The sequence below is a fragment of the Priestia koreensis genome (assembly GCF_022646885.1).
GTDB lineage: Bacteria > Bacillota > Bacilli > Bacillales > Bacillaceae_H > Bacillus_AG > Bacillus_AG koreensis_A.
Map to the genome: position 1 here is coordinate 4053968 of NZ_CP061868.1, position 19682 is coordinate 4073649.

General features: G+C 39.4%; 22 protein-coding genes and 1 riboswitch. Of the genes, 13 read left to right on the plus strand and 9 right to left on the minus strand.

Features of this window, described 5'->3' with window-relative positions; genetic code table 11:
- Nucleotides 1-10 precede the first annotated feature (10 nt).
- Nucleotides 11-116: riboswitch (SAM riboswitch) on the minus strand.
- A 556-nt stretch (nt 117-672) separates the two neighbouring features.
- From cdaS to IE339_RS21305, 3 genes are all read left to right on the plus strand, one after another.
- Entirely contained in the window at nt 673-1302 is a 630-nt protein-coding gene (gene cdaS / locus IE339_RS21295; RefSeq protein WP_242170951.1) for a sporulation-specific diadenylate cyclase CdaS, read from the plus strand.
- A gap of 168 nt (nt 1303-1470) precedes the next feature.
- Nucleotides 1471-1857, plus strand: a complete 387-nt coding sequence (locus tag IE339_RS21300; RefSeq protein WP_242170953.1) for a VOC family protein — start codon at nt 1471-1473, stop codon at nt 1855-1857.
- 93 nt (nt 1858-1950) lie between these two features.
- Nucleotides 1951-2718: an ion channel gene (locus IE339_RS21305; RefSeq protein WP_242170955.1), complete on the plus strand. Its 768-nt coding sequence runs from the start codon at nt 1951-1953 to the stop codon at nt 2716-2718.
- A 52-nt stretch (nt 2719-2770) separates the two neighbouring features.
- On the opposite strand, the gene IE339_RS21310 is transcribed toward IE339_RS21305, so the two are convergent.
- The 3 genes from IE339_RS21310 to IE339_RS21320 all read right to left on the minus strand — a co-directional run bounded on the left by IE339_RS21310 (nt 2771) and on the right by IE339_RS21320 (nt 5201).
- Nucleotides 2771-3175 (minus strand): YugN-like family protein, encoded by a 405-nt coding sequence (locus IE339_RS21310; RefSeq protein ID WP_242170957.1) that lies wholly within the window; start codon nt 3173-3175, stop codon nt 2771-2773.
- A 107-nt stretch (nt 3176-3282) separates the two neighbouring features.
- Nucleotides 3283-4632 carry a glucose-6-phosphate isomerase gene (locus IE339_RS21315; RefSeq protein ID WP_053400254.1) on the minus strand — a complete coding sequence of 450 codons (1350 nt, stop codon included), beginning with the start codon at nt 4630-4632 and terminating at the stop codon, nt 3283-3285.
- A gap of 296 nt (nt 4633-4928) precedes the next feature.
- Nucleotides 4929-5201 (minus strand): hypothetical protein, encoded by a 273-nt coding sequence (locus IE339_RS21320; RefSeq protein ID WP_242170959.1) that lies wholly within the window; start codon nt 5199-5201, stop codon nt 4929-4931.
- Between the two features lie 214 nt (nt 5202-5415).
- On the opposite strand from IE339_RS21320, the gene IE339_RS21325 reads away from it, so the two are divergent.
- Genes IE339_RS21325 through mnhG form a run of 7 tightly spaced genes read left to right on the plus strand, consistent with a single transcriptional unit; the run spans nt 5416 to nt 11189 of the window.
- A complete protein-coding gene (locus tag IE339_RS21325; RefSeq protein WP_242170962.1) occupies nt 5416-7833 on the plus strand; it encodes a Na+/H+ antiporter subunit A in 2418 nt (805 codons plus the stop codon).
- Nucleotides 7820-8242 carry a Na(+)/H(+) antiporter subunit B gene (locus IE339_RS21330; RefSeq protein ID WP_242176274.1) on the plus strand — a complete coding sequence of 141 codons (423 nt, stop codon included), beginning with the start codon at nt 7820-7822 and terminating at the stop codon, nt 8240-8242. The genes IE339_RS21325 and IE339_RS21330 overlap by 14 nt, the downstream gene beginning before the upstream one ends.
- On the plus strand, nt 8242-8583 hold the full coding sequence (locus IE339_RS21335) for a Na(+)/H(+) antiporter subunit C (protein ID WP_053400250.1): 342 nt from the start codon (nt 8242-8244) through the stop codon (nt 8581-8583). Before IE339_RS21330 ends, IE339_RS21335 begins: the two co-directional genes overlap by 1 nt.
- Nucleotides 8576-10057: a Na+/H+ antiporter subunit D gene (locus IE339_RS21340; protein ID WP_242170964.1), complete on the plus strand. Its 1482-nt coding sequence runs from the start codon at nt 8576-8578 to the stop codon at nt 10055-10057. Before IE339_RS21335 ends, IE339_RS21340 begins: the two co-directional genes overlap by 8 nt.
- Before the next feature lie 7 nt (nt 10058-10064).
- Nucleotides 10065-10541, plus strand: a complete 477-nt coding sequence (locus tag IE339_RS21345) for a Na+/H+ antiporter subunit E (RefSeq protein WP_242170966.1) — start codon at nt 10065-10067, stop codon at nt 10539-10541.
- Nucleotides 10541-10825: a Na(+)/H(+) antiporter subunit F1 gene (locus IE339_RS21350; RefSeq protein WP_053400247.1), complete on the plus strand. Its 285-nt coding sequence runs from the start codon at nt 10541-10543 to the stop codon at nt 10823-10825. The genes IE339_RS21345 and IE339_RS21350 overlap by 1 nt, the downstream gene beginning before the upstream one ends.
- Complete coding sequence (gene mnhG / locus IE339_RS21355; RefSeq protein ID WP_242170968.1) at nt 10809-11189, plus strand: monovalent cation/H(+) antiporter subunit G; 381 nt, start codon at nt 10809-10811, stop codon at nt 11187-11189. Before IE339_RS21350 ends, mnhG begins: the two co-directional genes overlap by 17 nt.
- Nucleotides 11190-11224: 35 nt before the next feature.
- Here the strand turns inward: mnhG and IE339_RS21360 are convergent, their stop codons facing one another.
- Complete coding sequence (locus IE339_RS21360; RefSeq protein ID WP_242170970.1) at nt 11225-12388, minus strand: iron-containing alcohol dehydrogenase; 1164 nt, start codon at nt 12386-12388, stop codon at nt 11225-11227.
- Nucleotides 12389-12554: 166 nt separating this feature from the next.
- On the opposite strand from IE339_RS21360, the gene IE339_RS21365 reads away from it, so the two are divergent.
- Nucleotides 12555-12785 (plus strand): DUF378 domain-containing protein, encoded by a 231-nt coding sequence (locus tag IE339_RS21365; RefSeq protein WP_053400244.1) that lies wholly within the window; start codon nt 12555-12557, stop codon nt 12783-12785.
- A gap of 38 nt (nt 12786-12823) precedes the next feature.
- Here the strand turns inward: IE339_RS21365 and IE339_RS21370 are convergent, their stop codons facing one another.
- The 4 genes from IE339_RS21370 to IE339_RS21385 form a co-directional block, all read right to left on the minus strand.
- The gene (locus tag IE339_RS21370; protein WP_242170972.1) at nt 12824-14020 is read right to left on the minus strand and encodes an ornithine--oxo-acid transaminase; all 1197 of its coding nucleotides are present in this window, start codon (nt 14018-14020) and stop codon (nt 12824-12826) included.
- Nucleotides 14021-14538: 518 nt separating this feature from the next.
- The gene (gene yugI, locus IE339_RS21375; RefSeq protein WP_053400241.1) at nt 14539-14946 is read right to left on the minus strand and encodes a S1 domain-containing post-transcriptional regulator GSP13; all 408 of its coding nucleotides are present in this window, start codon (nt 14944-14946) and stop codon (nt 14539-14541) included.
- A 444-nt stretch (nt 14947-15390) separates the two neighbouring features.
- Complete coding sequence (locus IE339_RS21380; RefSeq protein WP_242176275.1) at nt 15391-16557, minus strand: aminotransferase; 1167 nt, start codon at nt 16555-16557, stop codon at nt 15391-15393.
- A complete protein-coding gene (locus IE339_RS21385) occupies nt 16557-17057 on the minus strand; it encodes an Lrp/AsnC family transcriptional regulator (protein ID WP_242170974.1) in 501 nt (166 codons plus the stop codon). The genes IE339_RS21380 and IE339_RS21385 overlap by 1 nt, the downstream gene beginning before the upstream one ends.
- Nucleotides 17058-17229: 172 nt before the next feature.
- Here IE339_RS21385 and IE339_RS21390 point away from each other — a divergent pair, with 172 nt between their 5' ends.
- Both IE339_RS21390 and IE339_RS21395 read left to right on the plus strand, forming a co-directional pair.
- Complete coding sequence (locus tag IE339_RS21390) at nt 17230-18078, plus strand: alpha/beta fold hydrolase (protein WP_242170976.1); 849 nt, start codon at nt 17230-17232, stop codon at nt 18076-18078.
- Nucleotides 18079-18210: 132 nt separating this feature from the next.
- Complete coding sequence (locus IE339_RS21395; protein WP_242170979.1) at nt 18211-19380, plus strand: MalY/PatB family protein; 1170 nt, start codon at nt 18211-18213, stop codon at nt 19378-19380.
- 36 nt (nt 19381-19416) lie between these two features.
- Here IE339_RS21395 and IE339_RS21400 read toward each other — a convergent pair whose 3' ends face one another.
- Nucleotides 19417-19614, minus strand: a complete 198-nt coding sequence (locus IE339_RS21400) for a hypothetical protein (RefSeq protein ID WP_053400236.1) — start codon at nt 19612-19614, stop codon at nt 19417-19419.
- Nucleotides 19615-19682 lie beyond the last annotated feature (68 nt).

The window sequence follows — 19682 nt, forward strand, 5'->3', positions numbered from 1 at the left end:
GGCGAAAGTAACCTTATCTTTCAAAATGTCTTGCATTTTGCTGGATTTGGCACCTTGCTTCTATACAGGTTGCCGGGGTTCTTTGGGCCAGTTCCCTCCCCCACTCTGGATAAGTTTGTTTTTTTAGAAATTTTAACATATTTAGAATGTTTGTCAACTATGCTCTTTCAACAGCGGTTTCTTACTCCATCTTAAGTTATACAGAAATAACAAAGAACAGCTCGTTCCTTATTATTAAAAAATTTTTCTCAAAATAGAAACTAGCAGAATAACTGCAACCACTCCACACAACATAAGTAATGATTTTTCATGTTTGTCAGACGGATGCACAACTACCTCTCCTTCTTCAGTTAAGAACTGTCAAAATAAAGATTCAATCAGCTCTATAAAATAATGGAACCTAATGTCCTCAACAAAGCTCACCAGCCTCTGCCTTTCCACACCCCATGAAGAGTGTGATTCTGCAACTTCCGATAACGTTCTTCTGAGAACAGCAGCGGCTTATGTTTCGAGTATAGCAAAATCAAAATATTTTTCCATTAAAAAACAATTACAAAATTAAAAAAACAGTGGTTTTAGCGAATAAATCGAGATATTTCGCAAATAGTAGAACTAGTTCTTCAACGCCATGACATTTCATCGCAAAACATTGGTTTTAAGGAGATTAAAACAATGAAGCCAGAATCTTACACGCTTACAGCTTCCATTAAAGAAATGCTTGAACGTAATTTAAATGAAATATCACTTGAAGCCCATCAGTTAGCCAGCAGTCTTAATACAAAGGACCACTGTCTTCTGTGTGATTTTGAAGAAATGTACAAGCTATTCATTGATATTCAGTCAGTAGCATCCTCGTACTATTTACAGCAATACTTATCACCTTTCACCTCTCATCATCCAATGCTTTCAATCGCAATCCATCATATGTCAGAGCGCTATCACGGTGCCCTAATTATTATTGAGAGAGATACAAATCTAGACATTTTTATTCAACGAGGCATACCGATTGAAGCTCCTTTGAACAGCTTACTACTAGAAGCGATTTTCTACCCCGGAAATCCACTGCATGATGGGGCGGTATTAATTAGAGGGAATCACATTGTATCTGCAGCAAACGTACTTCCTCTATCGTCAATTGCGGTGACGAACAAAAAATTAGGGACTAGACATCGTGCTGCAATTGGATTATCGGAACAAACTGATGCACTCGTACTCGTTGTCTCTGAAGAAACGGGCCGCATTTCATTTGCGCTAGACGGTACGTTGTATCCAATTAATTCTCTAACAAACCGAATTCAATAGTTGGCTAAGTCTACTTTTTAAAATGCAAGGCGCTTTACAGCAAACGATCAGCTACCTGTACTTTTTGTAGTTCATGAATCTATGTGATTGAAATCGGTCTTCTTTCATTGACAGAATCTATTGTCTGAATTAAACTAATTTTTAGTTTTTGAACCTAGGAGGCCGATCATGAGTATTAAGAAATTTGAGCACGTGGGTATTCAAGTAAAGGATATCGAAGCATCAATCACATTTTATCAAGAAGTAGTAGGATTAGAACTAATTGAACGCTTACCTCATAGCGATTCGAATTTGAAACTAGCTTTTTTAGGGTTAAACAATGAAATTATTGTAGAATTTATTGAGGGATACAACCCTTCTCTTCCTGCTGAAGGTAAGGTGCACCATATTGCCTTTACAGTTGATCATATCGAAGAGGAGCTCCACCGCCTAGAGCAAGCAAACGTTGAATTTGTGTACAATGACATTCAGCACTTGCCGAACGGGGCGAAGTATTTATTCTTCTACGGCCCAGACGGTGAATGGATTGAGTATTTCCAACCACCTACAAAGTAATGAGATGCATTCCTAAATAGAAATTTTAATTATACCTCCTATCCTTGCTGGACATAATGTAAAAGAGACAGCACAGGGTTAGGAGGTTTTTCATTGTTTGAGGCACTTTTATTTCGTTTTTTTCGTCATTCAATCTTATATCGTTTAGCTGTTATTGCCTTATTTTTTATTTTTACTGCCGGGGCCATTATTCATTGGTTGGAGCCAAACCAGTTTAAGACGATTTTCGATGGAATTTGGTGGTCTGTTGTGACCATTGCTACAGTCGGATACGGAGACTTTGCGCCGGAAACAATTGCGGGAAGAGTTATAGGGATTATACTGATTTTGCTCGGTTGCGGATTTATTAGCACGTATTTTTTTACATTATCGTCAATTGTCGTCGCAAAGGAGAATGCTTACATGGAGGGAACTCTTTCATATAAAGGAACGAAGCATTACGTAATCATTGGATGGAATGAACGAACAAAGCAATTTATTGATCATTTTAAAATTGATAAAGGCGAACATAGGATTGTATTAATCGATAATTCGTTAACGGAGAACCCAATGGTTTGCGAAAACGTTTATTTCGTAAAAGGAAATCCTACCTACACATCTGTACTAGAAAAAGCCAACATCGCAGGGGCAGATAAAGTATTAATTACCTCTGATCCTTTCAAAGCAGAAGCACTAGCCGATATGCAGAGTATTTTAATTTTGATTGCTATTAAAGGGATTAACCCTTCTATTCACAGCATCATTGAAATTTTAACGTCTGAACAAGTCGTGAATGCCAAACACGCCGGGGCAAACAAGGTCATCAATACGAATCAATTAATAAGCAACGTCATGTACGACACGTTCTTTTCGACACCATAAAAAAAGTCATCTCTTTTTGTATCATAGGTACGAGATGACGAGAAAAATTCGATTACTTAAGCAACACTTCTTCTAATTCTCGAACGAGAGAACATCCAAGATCTACATATTTCTCTGGAAACTGGGCATCGGGATCTTGCGGTTCCGCAAATTGGTCAATGGATGCCTTTAGATTACCTACATGAACATGATCATCAAGTCCAATTTGATATTTATGTGATAAAAGCAAGGGCGTCTGAATTCGGACAGTTGTTCCTTTTGTATCTAACGCTCCATCAATGGCAACAAAAGGGACACGAAGAAATTGATAGCCTACTTCATCATCGATTTTGTAATCAAATGAACCGTGATCGTAGTCCCAACCTCCTCCTATTGTGTATCCTAGCGGCTTTAATTTCTCCTCTAGATAAAAAAGCTTAAAGGTTTCACCATCTATTCTTGATGTTAGTTCAATCATGATTACCACTCCTTTTGCTATTAGCTTTTCCAATGGGCACTATTCTATAAGCCTAAGGAGGAAGGAAAACATATAAAAAAGGTGACCCATTGGATCACCTTTTTTTATTATTTTAAGCGTTTTTCTAGTTCTGCTTTTTTCTCTTCAAATCCAGGCTTACCTAATAAAGCAAACATGTTCACTTTATAAGCCTCAACGCCTGGTTGATCGAATGGGTTAACTCCTAGTAGATAACCGCTCATCGCACAAGCTTTTTCGAAGAAATAAACCACATAACCGAACGTATAAGCATCAAGCTCTGGAAGTGTCACAATAAAGTTTGGAACACCGCCATCAGTATGTGCTAATAACGTTCCTTCAAACGCTTTGTTATTAACAAAATCAACTGTTTCACCTGCTAGGTAGTTTAGTCCATCTAAATCATCTGCATCTTTTTCAATCGTTAGTTCATGACGTGGTTTTTCCACTTGAACAACCGTTTCAAAAATGTCACGACGACCTTCTTGAACATACTGTCCTAAAGAGTGAAGATCTGTTGAGAAGTTTGCTGATGAAGGATAAATCCCTTTTTGGTCTTTCCCTTCGCTCTCACCGAATAGTTGTTTCCACCACTCAGAGAAGTATTGAAGACCTGGCTCATAGTTAATAAGCATCTCAATTGTTTTTCCTTTGTTATAAAGGACGTTACGAGCTGCCGCATATTGATACGCTGGGTTTTCCTCTAACTCTGATTTTGAGAACGCTTCGCGTGCATCTGCTGCACCTTTCATCATTGCTTCAATGTCTGCACCACTAGCTGCAATTGGCAATAAACCAACAGCTGTAAGAACAGAATAGCGTCCACCTACATCATCAGGAATAACGAACGTTTCGTAGCCTTCAGCATCTGCTAACGTTTTTAGAGCTCCGCGCTCTTTATCTGTTGTTGCATAGATACGCTTACGAGCTTCTTCAACACCGTATTTTTCTTCTAATAGCTTGCGGAAAATACGGAAAGCTAGTGCTGGCTCTGTTGTTGTACCTGACTTAGAGATAACGTTAATAGAGAAGTCTTTTCCTTCTAATAGATCCATTAAATCTCTCATGTACGTAGAGCTGATGTTGTTACCTACAAATAAAACTTGTGGTGTCGTACGTTTCTCTTTCGGAAGAACATTATAGAACGAATGTTGCAACGCTTCAACCGCCGCACGAGCTCCAAGATAAGAACCACCAATTCCCACTACTAGTAGGATATCAGAATCTTGCTTAATTTTTTCCGCAGACTTTTGAATGCGAGCAAACTCTTCCTTGTCATAATCTACCGGAAGGTCTACCCATCCTAAGAAATCGCTACCTGCTCCTGTTTGTTCATGAAGAGCATGGTGAGCTACTTTTACTGCATCGCGTAAGTATGTAAGTTCATGTTCACTGAAAAAAGACAGTGCTTTTGAATAGTCAAAACGAACATGTGTCATGTGTATTTTCCTCCATTTAAAAGTGATTTATTTTCTTTCTATATCCTTTTAAAACCCAGAAAAATAGTCAGAAAAATATAGGGGTTTAGTACAAACTTAATTAAACATAATCCACTACATAAAGTCAAATAAACTCGATGGTTCTCATAGTGGTCCCCACTGAATTTTTCCCTACTCTATGGAAGAGAAAACACGGATTTGTTTTCCTTTTTTATACAAGGGTATAGGTGTTACGTTCAATATTTGTAGTTAAGGAAGGCAGTTACCTATACATGGAAGTTGTGTATTGAGGAAGATTATTTGAAAGAAGACCCATCTTCCGCTTTCATCAACTCATACGTTCGTGGTTCGATCTTTACGTATTCTCGTGGTTTAAACGTTGGTAATCGCATAATCGATTGATCCAATAGGATAGACTTTTCTCCATTAATTCCTTGCATGTAGTAATAGCTAATGGGACGTATTTGATCATTTCTGTATTCTCTTGCAAGTTTGTTATTTAGTACATAGCCACCCGTCAAAAAAACTCCGAATATAGACAAACCAACAAGGATGTGGTTCTTATACACCGAATCATCACCTCATCATTAGGATGCCAAATTGATTAAAAAATATGCCCAAAATAAATTTTTTTTGATGCAAATAAAACCGAGTTTCTATTTATTTAATAAGGTTTGAAAAACGGTTGATACTATATGAGTAGCAAGGATGCACGCGAAAAAAGATTAGTATATAATCAAGGCTAGATATTACCAACTATACTTTTTAAAGGAGGTTCGTACATTGTCTTGGCTTCATTTAGCAATACTTTCACCTTTTATACTGGCGGTGTTTATTCCACTTTTCTATAAGAACTTCCGTCGTATACATACAGGCTGGTTTGTGTTTCCCCTCCCCGCCGTCTTGTTTGGGTATTTTCTACATTTTATCCCGATGAATCAAAACGGGGATGTGTATACTAAAACACTGAAATGGATTCCTAGCCTTCACGTTAATTTCACAGCGCATATAGATGGACTTAGTTTACTGTTTGCTTTGCTTATTAGTGGAATCGGTGCTTTGGTGATTCTTTATTCCATTTTCTATCTATCAAAAGCAAAAGAGGCGCTTCATTCCTTTTACGTGTATTTGCTCCTTTTTATGGGTGCAATGCTAGGAGTGGTGTTGTCTGATAACTTGATCGTTCTTTATAGTTTTTGGGAGCTTACAAGCTTATCTTCTTTCTTACTAATTGGCTTTTGGTATGAGCGCAAAAAGTCCACAAGCGGTGCACAAAAATCACTGGTCATTACGGTCTTTGGTGGTTTATCAATGCTCGCAGGAATTTCTTTGTTGTACATTATAACGGGTACGTTCAGTATTCAAGAAATGTCTTCACAAATTGAGGTGATCACCTCTCATGAGCTTTTTATCCCTGCTCTTATTCTTTTTCTCCTTGGAGCATTTACAAAATCCGCCCAATTTCCATTTCACATTTGGTTACCGGATGCCATGGAGGCACCGACACCAGTCAGTGCATACCTTCATTCGGCAACGATGGTCAAAGCCGGAATTTACCTATTGGCACGCATGAGCCCAATTTTCTCTGATAATGCAGTATGGTTTATTACGGTTGGAATAGTCGGAAGTATTACGTTGTTCTGGGGATCTTTTTCTGCTATCAAGCAAAAAGATTTAAAAGGAATTTTAGCGTTTTCGACCATTAGTCAGCTCGGACTGATCATGTCGCTAATCGGGGTCGGAAGTGCCGCCCTTCACTATGACTACTTGGATGATAACTTTTATGTGATTGCCTTAACGGCAGCCGTCTTCCACTTAATCAATCATGCGACTTTTAAAGGAAGTCTGTTTATGATCGTTGGGATTATTGATCACGAGACAGGAACAAGAGACATTAGAAAACTCGGAGGACTAATGAGCATCATGCCCATTAGCTTTACCATTGCATTAATTGGTGGGCTCTCCATGGCTGGTATTCCCCCTTTCAATGGATTTTTAAGTAAAGAGATGTTCTTTACCGCGATGACGAACGTAATGGAGATGGATATTTACCATTTAGAAACGTGGGGGGTACTGTTCCCAATCATCGCATGGATAGGAAGTATTTTCACATTCCTGTATAGCATCATTCTTGTATTTAAAACATTTACAGGAGCCTATCAACCAGAAAAATTAGCGAAGAAGCCTCACGAGGCACCGATTGGGATGCTTATTTCTCCCATTATACTAGCTTCGCTTGTCATTGTTTTTGGGTTTTTCCCTAATATCTTGGCTTATACGATTATCGAACCAGCCATGTCGGCCATTGCTCCTCAGCTTGTACAGGGCGGCGAGCGATTCTATATCAACATTCAGTTCTGGCATGGACTCAACCTTGAAATTGCCATGACTCTCGGGGTCATTCTCATTGGAATTTTGCTGTTTGTAACGCTAAAGAAATGGACAAAAATATACGATTTGCTTCCTAAAAAATTCACTTTAAATAATCTGTATAACGGCCTATTAAAAGGAATTGAACAAGGATCAAAAAGCATAACGTCATTCTTTATGACCGGGTTCATTCGTGATTACCTTGTCTATATTTTCTCTTTCTTTATCGTTCTTGTCTTAGGAACCATGTGGGCAAAGAATGCGTTTCAATTTAATTTCAGCAACGTAGCACCAATTGGCGTGTACGAAGCCATTTTAGCTCTTGTGACGGTGGCAGCAACTATTACCACCCTTCTATCAAAATCGCGCTTAACAGCGATTATTTCATTAGGGGTCGTTGGATATACGGTTGCCTTGTTTTTTGTCTTATTCCGTGCACCAGATCTGGCTCTTACACAGCTTGTGATTGAAACCATATCTGTAGCGTTATTCTTGTTATGTTTTTACTACTTGCCACAATTGAAGCGAAATAAAAAGCTGACATTTCGCCTGACAAACTTCCTCATTTCACTTGGAGTAGGAGTTGTCGTTACACTGGTTGCTCTATCAGCAAATAGTAACCGACTTTTCACGTCCATTTCTGAGTATTTCTTAAAAGAAAGCTACCGGGAAGCAGGCGGCAAAAATGTCGTAAACGTCATTTTAGTAGATTTTCGTGGATTTGATACGCTATTTGAGATTACCGTTCTCGGTATTGCCGCGTTTGGAATCTTTGCCTTAATTAAACTTCAGCTCGAAAGGAGAAATGAAAATGAAAATGAAAAGCAATGACATCATTCTCCAAACGGCTGCTAAATTTGTAACGTTTATTATCATGATTTTTTCTTTTTATATTTTCCTAGGGGGGCACTTTGGACCGGGTGGCGGATTTGTTGGCGGTCTTTTAACCTCTTCTGCACTCGTTTTAATGTTGCTTGCGTTTGACATTAAAACAATGAGCACCGTCATTCCGTTTGACTATAAAATGCTTATTCCTGTAGGGTTACTAGTCGCATTAGGAACGGGTATCGGTTCGTTTTTCTTTCACGTTCCCTTTCTCACTCATGCTTTTGGTCACTTTACACTCCCTATTATTGGTGAGACAGAGCTTGCAACCGCTACGATCTTTGACCTAGGTGTATATCTTGTTGTTGTAGGAATTACAATGACCATTATTCAAACGATTGGAGAGAGCGAATAATGGAAGTATTAATGGCGATTATATCAGGAATTTTATTTATGGCTGCAACGTACTTAATTTTATCACGCAGCCTCATTCGAATTATTATTGGAACAGGTCTTTTAAGCCATGGTGCTCATCTTCTTATTTTAACGATGGGTGGTTTGAAAAAAGGAACCGTTCCTCTGTTAGGAGAAAATGCCGCCTCCTATACAGATCCATTACCTCAAGCATTGATTTTAACCGCAATCGTTATTAGCTTTGGGGTGACAGCGCTATTTCTAGTGCTTGCATACCGTGCGTATCAGGAGCTTGGGACGGACGATATGGATAAACTGAGAGGAACTGAAGACCATGAGTAATTTTGTTATCCTCCCTCTCATCATGACCATGTTTAGCGGCATTGTTTTATTATTTTTCAAAGATAAAATCCGCGTACAGCGCTGGATTAGCTCGTTATCTCTATTATTAACAGTCGTTGCATCGTTTTACTTGGTGCATCTTGTCCATACAAAGGGCATCTTGACGCATGAGCTTGGAAACTGGAAGCCTCCTTTTGGGATTGTATTAGTTGCGGACATGCTTTCAGCTCTCCTTGTGGCTACGACAAGCATTATTGCCCTTTGTGCCGTTCTTTTTGCTTTTCGATCCATTGGCGAAGCGAGAGAGCGATTCTATTTTTATCCGTTCGTTCACTTTTTAATTACAGGGGTATTCGGTGCCTTCTTGACAGGTGATCTGTTTAACCTCTTTGTGTTTTTCGAAGTGATGTTAATGTCGTCTTATGTGCTCATTATTTTGGGCGGAACGAAAATTCAATTAAAAGAGTCTATTAAGTACATTCTCGTAAATGTTGTGTCATCTGCTTTGTTCGTGATTTCTGTCGCTTATCTTTATGCGGTAACTGGAACGTTAAACATGGCGGATTTAGCTCTTCGCATTACAGCAGCCGGTGATCAAGGGATTATTACCGTCATCGCGATGTTACTGCTAGTTGTATTCGGTCTAAAGGGCGGCATTTTCCCGCTGTACTTCTGGCTTCCCGGCTCTTATAAAGCGCCACCGCCTGTCATTTCGGCCCTTTTCGGTGCTTTACTAACAAAAGTTGGGCTATATGCGATTTTCCGTGTATTTACTCTTATTTTTATTCATGACCAAGCGTTCACTCATCCGATTATTGGCTACTTGGCTATTTTAACAATTATTGTTGGAACCATTGGAGCCGTTGCTTATCATGATATTGAAAAGATCGTCATTTACAATATTATTGTGGCAGTAGGCGTTATTTTATATGGTCTAACCATCGGAACCGTTGGCGGCTTTACAGGATCTATTTATTATCTTGTTCACGATATGATCATTAAAGGAGCCCTCTTCTTATTATGCGGAGCTGTGATTAGCGTTACAGGGACCGCAGATATGCGAAAAATGGGGGGACTGATCAAGCACCATCCGTTTATGGGCTGGTTATTCTTCCTCTCCATTCTGTCACTTGCAGGTATTCCACCTCTCAGTGGATTCATTGGAAAGTTTATGCTCGTACAGAGCGGTCTACAGTCTCATAGTTATGTGTTTGTAGGCGTAATGCTGTTATCGAGTTTGTTAGTTCTCTACTCTGCAATGAAGATTTTTATGACGTGCTTCTGGGGAGAACGAGTTTTAGAGGCATCACAGGAGAAAGGGTCTACAAAAGGGTTGTTGCTTCCTATTTCGATTTTAGTTGGACTATCCGTTGTATTAGGAATTGGAACAGAATGGGCCCTACCTTATATTACAGAAGCAGCTAAAACGTTAGCTGATCCGATGTCATATATTCAGTCTGTATTGAAGGAGTAGATAAAACATGGCCTTTCAAATTGTTTTAAATTTTTTAATTGCATTTGTGTGGGTATTCTTAAAAAACACATGGGACGGTCCCACTTTTGTAGGAGGATATATATTAGGGATCATCATTTTATTTTTATTCCGCCGGTTTTTCGATCGACGATTTTACATGGAAAAAGTGTACGCCATCGTTAAATTGTTGCTCATTTTTCTACGAGAGTTATTAAAAGCGAATATTGATGTCTTAAAAGAAGTATTGCGTCCGAAGCTCAATATTAAGCCTTGTATTTTCGCTTTGCCGATCTCTGTAAAAAAAGATTGGGAGATTACGACGCTCGCGAACTTAATTACGCTAACTCCAGGTACACTGGTCATTGATATTTCCGATGATAATTCCATTCTTTACATCCATGCAATTAACATTGAAGATGTAAATGAAGTAATCGACGATATTCACAACACGTTTGAAAAAGCCATTATGGAGGTGAGTCGATAATGTTAGAAACACTTCTACACATTTCCTTAATCATTATCGCGATCGCTACAATGGGACTTGTTTATAGGGTTGTTAAAGGTCCTTCGACTGCTGACCGGGTTATGGCTTTAGATGCGATTGGAATTAACTTGATTGCCATCACAGCCATCATGTGTGTGCTACTTCGAACTGATGGATTTTTTGAAGTTATTCTTTTACTAGGGGTTATCTCTTTTGTGGGCACAATCGCCTTTTCTAAATTTTTAGAGAAGGGAGAGATTATTGAGCATGATCGAAATCGTTAAATATATCGCTGTTATCATCATTTTAATCGGTGCTCTGCTAAGCCTTGTGACAACGATTGGGTTATTCCGCCTACCTGATACGTATACACGCAGTCATGCCGCATCAAAAAGCGCTACGCTCGGTATTATGGCTGTTCTAAGTGGAACTGCTTTATTCTTTTGGGTAGACAAAGGCTTTTTAAGCGGACGCCTTATTTTAGGGATTATCTTCATCTTTGTCACTTCACCCGTTGCAGGACATTTGATTGCACGGGCGGCTTACAAAACGAACGTCCCTTTATGGGAAAAAACCGTTCATGATGATCTTAAAGGAAAGTACGATGAGCAGGAAAAAGAACGTCGCGGAGAACAATTCGATTCATAAAAAAACCTGGCTAAATAGCCAGGTTTTTTCGTTTATTATAGAGATGCGTTTAGAATTGCTAGTACATCTTCTTTGTTTAATTTTTTAAATTGACCGAACTCGCCGTATGCCATTGCTTTATCAGCGATAAGATCTAACTTGTCTTCACCGATTTCGTAATCAGCAAGACGAGAAGGTGCTCCTAGGCTTGACCAGAATGCGCTTAGTTTTTCTACGCCTTCTAGTGCTACTTCTTTATCTGATTTTCCAGCAGGATCTACTTCAAATACACGCTCAGCGATTTGAGCAAAACGAGCTGGGTTTTCTTCTAATGTATGTTTGATCCAGTTAGGGAATAAGATTGCCAAACCACCTGCATGTGGAATATCATACACAGCTGACACTGCGTGCTCAATGTTATGAGTTGCCCAGTCCCCACGTGCTCCCATTGAAAGCATACCGTTCAAGGCAATTGTACCAGAATATAAGATTGTCTCACGTAGCTCGTAGTTTTCTAAGTCATTTAGAAGTTTTGGAGCTGTCTCAATCACTGTTTTTAAAACAGATTCACACATACGATCTTGTAATGGTGTGTTTGAAGTATGATGGAAGTATTGTTCAAATACGTGGCTCATCATATCAACCATTCCGTATACCGTTTGATCTTTTGGTACTGTGAATGTGTTTTTAGGATCTAAAATTGAGAATTGAGGGAATGTTGCTGGGCTTCCCCAACCGTATTTCTCTTGTGTTTCCCAGTTTGTAATAACAGAACCAGCGTTCATTTCTGAACCAGTTGCAGCAAGTGTTAAAACAGTACCAAATGGTAATGCTTCAGATGCAAATGCTTTTTTCGTAATGATGTCCCATACGTTTCCATCATATTTTGCACCTGCAGCGATTGCCTTTGTACAGTCAATTACGCTACCGCCACCAACAGCTAGTAAGAATTCGATGTTTTCTGTTTTACAGATGTCGATTCCTTTTTGTACTGTTGTTAGACGTGGGTTTGGCTCAACGCCAGCAAGTTCATGAACGTCTGCTTCAGCTTCTTTTAAAACCGCTACTACGTCATCGTATAAACCGCTGCGCTTAATGCTTCCTCCACCGTATACTAACAATACTTTTTTTCCGTATTGAGGTAATTGTTCTTTAATTGCAGAAAGTTGATCTTCACCAAAGATTAATTTCGTCGGGTTATAAAAAGTAAAATTATCCATTTAAAATACCTCCTCATTTCGTTCATTTTTCATTATGCCGAAGCGGTTTATCCATGTAAAGAAAACTGCTTCATCGAAATGTGCTTTGTCCATTTTGGAACAATGTATATTTTGTCCCAAAAACCGCAACCTATTACTGAACCATTTATTTCAAGGAGGTAACCTTATGAGTGGAATTCAACGTGCTGCACTTGTTCTTACTATTATCGGAGCTATTAACTGGGGATTAATTGGATTTTTCCAGTTTGACCTTGTAGCTGCTATCTTTGGTGGGCAAAGCGCAGCGCTTTCTCGCATTATCTACGGCTTGGTTGGAATTGCTGGCTTAGTAAATCTTGGCTTACTATTCAAACCGTCTGTAGAAGTGGAACGCACTGAGCCAAAAACGACTCACTAAAAAACAAAGGGAAATCCATGGCGGATTTCCCTTTGTTTTTATGCCGTTAATACCGCTTCAATACGCTCGATTGCCCAATCCAGCTCTTCTTTTGAAATGACGAGAGGTGGAGCAAAACGGATGACCGTATCATGAGTTTCTTTACATAATAAGCCTTTTTCTTTTAATTGTTCACAGTACGGACGGGCTTCTTCATGAAGCTCAACGCCGATGAATAATCCTTTGCCACGCACCTCTTTAATCTTTGTGCTTTGAATGCTTGCTAGCTTTGACTGCAGGTATTCACCTAATTCAAGTGAACGAGATACAAGATGCTCATCTTCAATTACTTCTAGTGAAGCGAGCGATACTGCACAAGCAAGTGGATTTCCGCCAAACGTGGAACCATGCGATCCAGGGTTAAATACGCCTAAGATGTCTTTATTCGCCACTACACAAGAGATTGGGAACACGCCCCCACCTAAAGCTTTTCCTAAAATCAAGACGTCAGGTGTAATCCCTTCCCATTCATAAGCAAACATTTTACCTGTTCTTGCAAGTCCTACTTGAATTTCATCTGCTACAAATAAAACGTTGTTTTCCTTGCAGACATCATATGCCTGCTTTAAGAAACCTTCAGGAGGAAGAACAATCCCTGCCTCACCTTGAATCGGTTCAATTAAAAAGCCAGCCGTATTTGGTGTAATCGCTTCTTTTAGCGCATCCAAATCCCCGTACGGAATTAACTTAATACCCGGAAGCATAGGTCCAAAACCGCGTTGATATTCTTCATCAGAAGAAAGCGAAACCGCCGTCATTGTGCGACCGTGGAAATTCCCCACACAGGCAATAACCTCTGCTTGATTCGTTGGTATTCCCTTCACATCATATCCCCAGCGACGAACAGCCTTCACCGCTGTTTCAACTGCTTCAGCCCCCGTATTCATCGGAAGCGCCATATTTTTACCTGTTAACGTACACACCTTCTCATACCAAGGCCCGAGCTGATCATTATGAAATGCTCGTGAAGTAAGCGTCACGCGATCCGCCTGATCCTTCAACGCCTGAATAATCTTCGGATGACGATGCCCTTGGTTCACTGCTGAATAGGCACTCAGCATATCCATATACTTATTCCCCTCAGGATCTTCCACCCATACCCCTTCTGCCTTTGAAACAACAATTGGAAGAGGATGATAATTGTGAGCCCCGTATTTTTCTGTTTGTTCAATAATTGAATTCGTGAAAGTATTCATCGTATCTCCCCTTTAATATATAAGTTCAATTAAATTAGCCAACGTCTCTACCTAAACAAGCGGCCCACTACACCTAATCAAGTGTTCTAAAAAGTGCTCCGCAAATGGAAATCAGACTTCTACAAGAAGCTGCATAAACAGAAAAGCGCTCTACAAAAGAAATGCTCCCAAACAAGCGCTACACCAGACCCCAAAGCACTAACCCCAAAAGGTCTGCATAAGCGGAAGGGGGCAACCCGCAAGGGAGGCCCCCTTCCGCTTATGCTTTTCTAAGTTCTCCCTACAAGCCTCACCGGTAGGGAGAACCTAGAAAATGTGGATCCTAAATTATATATTGACCCAATTTTCGAAAAATGTAAAGATGGCGCTTTCATTATACGAAATCAACGATGAATAAACTTGCAGAGATGGTCATGTAATGGGGTTTTTACGAAGAGGTTTGATCTATTTAAGGAGAAAAATGTGCATAAAAACAAAAAGCAATTGATAAAAAATTTTATCAACTGCTTTTTAAGGTATTATTTTTTAATTAGATCTTCACGGTTTGATTGCTCAATCCACTCTTCTAATTTTTCTTTTAATGTATTGAAACCTTGAGGAGTTTCAGCTTGAGGCTGTTGAACAGTACCTTGACGCTTTTTAGCTGGTTTAGCTTTTGCAGCAGGTTTTTCAGTTTCTGCTGGTGCTTCTTGAGTAGCACGGATAGATAAGCTGATTTTACCTTTTGCTTCGTCTAAAGCTAATACTTTTACTTCTACTTCGTCGCCCACTTTTAGGTGCTCGTTAATATCTTTAACGAAACCATGAGTTACTTCAGAAATATGCACTAATCCTTGAGTTTCTTCGTCTAAAGCAACAAATGCACCATAAGGTTGGATGCCTGTTACTTTACCTTTTACAACGCTACCTACTTCATATTTAGACATATAAACACTCCTAATTGTTTTTTCTCTTTACAAGCAATTTTAAATTATAACACATTTTCGATCTATAATCAAAAACAGGTCTATGTCTCTCGTTATTATTTGCTGTTTGCTGGTAAATTATTAAATACATCCTTATTATAACAGTAAACGTATCATTTCATTAGAACTAATTTTACTTTTGATGTATTTTTTATGAATTGCCTTTTACTAGCTTACATGAAACTTACTCATAAATCTATACCTATTTCATCCAGCCTTAAAATCTCTACACAATAAGCGTAAAAATTCTCCTTATAAAATAGGTTTAGAGATCAGAAAAGCTGGCTATAATTTAGTATATGAAGCTTTCTCATATTCCCCCCCTTTTTCTGTTGAAGCAGGTTCTCCGACCTGCTTCTTTTTTGTGTTGATCGCCAAAAAGCAGGTAAGAAATCTCTTACCTGCTTACGCATGTTGCATTTGGTGCATAAAGTTTGCGATTCGTCTCACTGCTTCCTGCAACGACTCCATAGAAGATGCATAAGAACAGCGCACATACCCTTCTCCGCTTTCACCAAAAACATTTCCGGGAACAACGGCCACTCGCTCTTTTAACAGAAGCTGTTCAGCAAATTCTTCAGAGGACATGCCTGTTTTTCGAATGGATGGAAAAACATAAAAGGCCCCACCAGGAACATGACAATCTAGGCCCATTTCATTTAAGGACTGCACCATGTAATTGCGCCTTCTGCGATAGCTCTTTCTCATATCCACCACATCCTGCTCACCGTTTTGGAGCGCTTCAATCGCACCATACTGAGCCATTGTAGGAGCACACATCATGGCGTACTGATGAACTTTCAGCATTGCTTCGATGAAATCAGGATGACCACATACATAACCTAAGCGCCATCCGGTCATGGCAAATCCTTTGGAGAACCCCGAAATAACGATGGTACGGTCTTTCATGCCTGAAAGAGATGCGATGGATGTGAATGATCCGTCGTACGTTAGCTCCGCATAAATTTCATCGGATAAAACGAGAAGATCGTGCTTCAAAATAATGGATGTGAGTGCCTCTAGCTCTTCTTTTTCAAGCAAACTACCGGTTGGATTGTTTGGTGAGCATAGTAAAATTGCTTTTGTTCGTGGTGTAATTGCTGCTTCTAACTGTTCAGGTGTTAACTTAAAACCGTTCTCCTGCGTCGTTTGCACGGCAATTGGTATTCCACCAGCTAGTGTGACAAGCGGTGCATAAGATACAAAGCTCGGCTCTACGATAATGACTTCATCACCCTCATCAATCACCGCGCGAAAAGCAATATCAAGTGCTTGACTAGCGCCTACTGTTACAATGACTTGGTTATGAGCATCATAATCAAGCTGAAATTTCTTTTTCATGTATTTCTGAATCTCTTCTCTTAGCGCTAATAAACCCGCATTCGCTGTATAAGACGTATAGCCTTTTTCAAGTGACAGAATTGACGCTTCCCTAACTGCCCATGAGGTCACAAAATCTGGTTCTCCCACTCCTAGTGAGATGACCCCTTCCATACCAGCCGCCAAATCAAAAAAACGTCTAATTCCTGAAGGCTTTAACTGCCTAACAGTCGAGGAAAGGTAAGATTTCATCATGGTGACACCACGATGCGTCGATCTTCATCATCCTGTTCATATACTGTTCCATCATGCTTATATTTCTTCATAATAAAATGCGTCGTTGTCGAAAGCACCGAATCAAGAGTCGAAAGCTTTCCTGATACAAATTGAGCGACCTCTGACATTGACTGCCCCTCAATAATGACAGACAAATCGTACGCACCTGACATTAAGTAAACAGATCGCACTTCAGGAAAACGATAAATCCGCTCCGCTACTTCATCAAAGCCAACCCCTCTTTTTGGGGTTACTTTTACATCAATCATTGCCGTTACGCCTTCATGACCATCTACTTTTCGCCAGTTGATTGCAGATGAGTAGTCGACAATAATTTTTTCTCTTTCTAGCTTCTCAATGATCGACTTTGTTTCTTCAGGCGTTAGTGCAATCATTTTCGCCAACACATCTGTCTGAATACGGCTGTCTTTTTCAATTATCTCAAGAACTTCAATCTCTTTCTCCGTCAAGATCATCGTGATTATTCCCCTTTTTATTTAATTTATTTTTATTTTCTCATAACAATATCACCTATTATAGCAAAGGACACTTCTCTTACCAAGAAGGTTTTGGCAATGATTTATTGAGCAGGATAGGTGACCTGATAATGGTTAAACTAACCGCAAAAAGGTAGTTGGAGTGAAGGATATGAATGCACACGCACAGCAGAAATCAACTATGATAAATCTAAACGGAATTGATGTTTATTATGAATTCCATAAGCCTGATCCATCGAAACCAGTTATTGTACTTATCCATGGGTTTTTATCCTCTAGTTTTAGCTTCAGACGATTAATTCCCTATCTCGAAAAGGAGTTTTCTGTTTTGACTGTGGATTTACCTCCATTCGGTAAAAGCGGAAAAAATCTTTCCTTTCGCTATTCTTACCAAAACCTAGCAGATCTTGTTATTTCACTACTTGAATCGCTAAAAGTGGACAAGGCTTTTTTGGTAGGCCATTCGATGGGTGGCCAAATTACGCTCAATATTGCGAAAAGGCGTCCTGACATCGCCTCAAAAATTGTTCTTTTATGCAGCTCTGGCTATATAGACAGATTTCATTATTCATTAATTTACTCGTCATACTTTCCGTACTTTTATTTATGGTTAAAGGCATGGCTTGCGAAAACAGGTGTATTAGGAAGTCTTAAAAATGTAGTGTATAATCACGCTTTAATTGATGAAGATATGGTGCAAGGGTACTCAACGCCATTTTTAGACAACCAAATTTTCAAAGCGTTAACCAAAATGATTCGTGATCGTGAAGGCGATCTCTCTTCCACGATGCTGCAACAAATTATGACGCCTAGTCTTCTTATTTGGGGTGAAGAGGACCGAGTCGTACCAATTAATGTAGGAAGACGGATGCATCAAGATTTAAAGGATGCCACTTTTGTCTCTTTCAAAGATACCGGGCATCTGCTTCCTGAAGAATGCCCTGACAGCATATATCAACAGATCACGAATTTTATTTTTCCATCTACAGGCAGGGTGTAACGGAGATCAAAAGCTGATTACGTTCCATCAAAAGTAATAGTTGCCTACAAGCTTCATTCATGCAAAGTATCTGCCTCTCTTGATATAGTAGTAACAATAGATTTCATTATGAAAAGGATGAGGTGTTGAGAAATGAACAAGCATTTATTTGACGAATCCATTAATCGCTTTAATACCCAATCAACCAAATGGGACAATATCCAAACGGTTTTTGGCTCAGATGACCTCTTGCCGATGTGGGTAGCTGATATGGATTTCAAGGCCCCTCAAGAAGTGATTGACGCCGTGAAAAATCGTGTCGAGCATGGTATTTTTGGTTATACGCATCCAAACGATCATACACATAAAGCCATTCAACAATGGATGTCAGCGCGACACGGCTGGGACATCGAGACGAGTTGGCTCACGTACAGTCCGGGCGTTGTATTCGCGATTAGCATGGCAGTTCAAGCTTTTACAAATGAACAGGATAAAGTGTTAATTCAAACCCCTGTATATCCTCCTTTTTTCAACATGGTCAAGCTTAATAATCGTACGCTTATTGAAAACCCTCTTCTTCTATCAGAAGGTCGCTATGAAATGGACTTTGACGATTTGGAGGAGAAGCTCTCTAATGGTGTAAAGATGATGATCTTGTGCAGTCCTCATAATCCAATCGGAAGAGTGTGGACAAAAGAAGAGTTAACGAAGGTTGCTGAACTTTGTCAGCGATATGATGTGCTTATTTTATCTGATGAGATTCACTCAGATATCATTTTTGGAGATCATGTTCATACACCCATTGCTTCTTTAAGCGATGAAATTAGTGACCGTACTATTACGTGTATGGCCCCTAGTAAAACGTTTAATTTGGCTGGTTTTCAAGCTTCCTCTATTATTATTTCGAATACTGACCTTCGCCAAAAATATACGGAATTGCAGCATAAACAAGGATTTTTCTCTTTAAATGCGTTAGGTATTACAGCAATTGAGGCCGCTTATGCTCACGGAGAACCGTGGCTGAAATCTTTATTAAATTACCTTGAGCAAAATGTGAGCGAAGTCGAATCATTTATAAAGAAAGAGCTTCCTTCACTTTCCGTTATCAAGGCAGAAGGAACATATCTGCTATGGATTGATTGTCGATCACTCAATATGACAGATGAGGACTTGCAGAAGCTTTTCGTACAAAAAGGAAAAGTAGGCGTAGAGCCCGGCGGAAAATACGGTGAAGAAGGAAGAGGATTTATCCGTTTGAACATCGGGTGTCCACGCTCCACGCTCATTGAAGGATTAAATCGCATAAAAATTGCTTTATCCTAAAAAAGAAGCTAGCTTTGGTGACCAAAGCTAGCTTTTCTAGTTCTTGTCATTCTTTTTCAAAAGAGCTTCTTCTAGCTTTTTCGCTTTTAACGCTTCCTTTTTGGACACATTTATAATCCATCTCATCGTAATTAAAGCCCCTATTAAAAAGATGAAGCACGTAATCGCCGCAGGAATATATTCTGACTTGTCTTCTGGAAAGTACAAAAAAAGTTGTAAAACGAATGATTCCATCTTCTCACTCATCCCCTCGTATTTCAGACTTCTAACCATTCATCATTACACTGCACAAACCTCTGTCA

Excerpts from the sequence above, each read along its gene's own strand:
- yugI (WP_053400241.1), bottom strand. The coding sequence starts at position 14,946 with ATGTCTAAATATGAAGTAGGTAGCGTTGTAAAAGGTAAAGTAACAGGC.
- IE339_RS21350 (WP_053400247.1), top strand. The coding sequence starts at position 10,541 with ATGTTAGAAACACTTCTACACATTTCCTTAATCATTATCGCGATCGCT.
- mnhG (WP_242170968.1), top strand. The coding sequence starts at position 10,809 with ATGATCGAAATCGTTAAATATATCGCTGTTATCATCATTTTAATCGGT.
- IE339_RS21300 (WP_242170953.1), top strand. The coding sequence starts at position 1,471 with ATGAGTATTAAGAAATTTGAGCACGTGGGTATTCAAGTAAAGGATATC.
- IE339_RS21400 (WP_053400236.1), bottom strand. The coding sequence starts at position 19,614 with ATGGAATCATTCGTTTTACAACTTTTTTTGTACTTTCCAGAAGACAAG.
- IE339_RS21340 (WP_242170964.1), top strand. The coding sequence starts at position 8,576 with ATGAGTAATTTTGTTATCCTCCCTCTCATCATGACCATGTTTAGCGGC.
- IE339_RS21385 (WP_242170974.1), bottom strand. The coding sequence starts at position 17,057 with ATGATCTTGACGGAGAAAGAGATTGAAGTTCTTGAGATAATTGAAAAA.
- IE339_RS21380 (WP_242176275.1), bottom strand. The coding sequence starts at position 16,557 with ATGAAATCTTACCTTTCCTCGACTGTTAGGCAGTTAAAGCCTTCAGGA.
- IE339_RS21390 (WP_242170976.1), top strand. The coding sequence starts at position 17,230 with ATGAATGCACACGCACAGCAGAAATCAACTATGATAAATCTAAACGGA.
- IE339_RS21315 (WP_053400254.1), bottom strand. The coding sequence starts at position 4,632 with ATGACACATGTTCGTTTTGACTATTCAAAAGCACTGTCTTTTTTCAGT.
- IE339_RS21370 (WP_242170972.1), bottom strand. The coding sequence starts at position 14,020 with ATGAATACTTTCACGAATTCAATTATTGAACAAACAGAAAAATACGGG.
- IE339_RS21310 (WP_242170957.1), bottom strand. The coding sequence starts at position 3,175 with ATGATTGAACTAACATCAAGAATAGATGGTGAAACCTTTAAGCTTTTT.
- cdaS (WP_242170951.1), top strand. The coding sequence starts at position 673 with ATGAAGCCAGAATCTTACACGCTTACAGCTTCCATTAAAGAAATGCTT.
- IE339_RS21360 (WP_242170970.1), bottom strand. The coding sequence starts at position 12,388 with ATGGATAATTTTACTTTTTATAACCCGACGAAATTAATCTTTGGTGAA.
- IE339_RS21335 (WP_053400250.1), top strand. The coding sequence starts at position 8,242 with ATGGAAGTATTAATGGCGATTATATCAGGAATTTTATTTATGGCTGCA.
- IE339_RS21345 (WP_242170966.1), top strand. The coding sequence starts at position 10,065 with ATGGCCTTTCAAATTGTTTTAAATTTTTTAATTGCATTTGTGTGGGTA.
- IE339_RS21365 (WP_053400244.1), top strand. The coding sequence starts at position 12,555 with ATGAGTGGAATTCAACGTGCTGCACTTGTTCTTACTATTATCGGAGCT.
- IE339_RS21330 (WP_242176274.1), top strand. The coding sequence starts at position 7,820 with ATGAAAAGCAATGACATCATTCTCCAAACGGCTGCTAAATTTGTAACG.
- IE339_RS21395 (WP_242170979.1), top strand. The coding sequence starts at position 18,211 with ATGAACAAGCATTTATTTGACGAATCCATTAATCGCTTTAATACCCAA.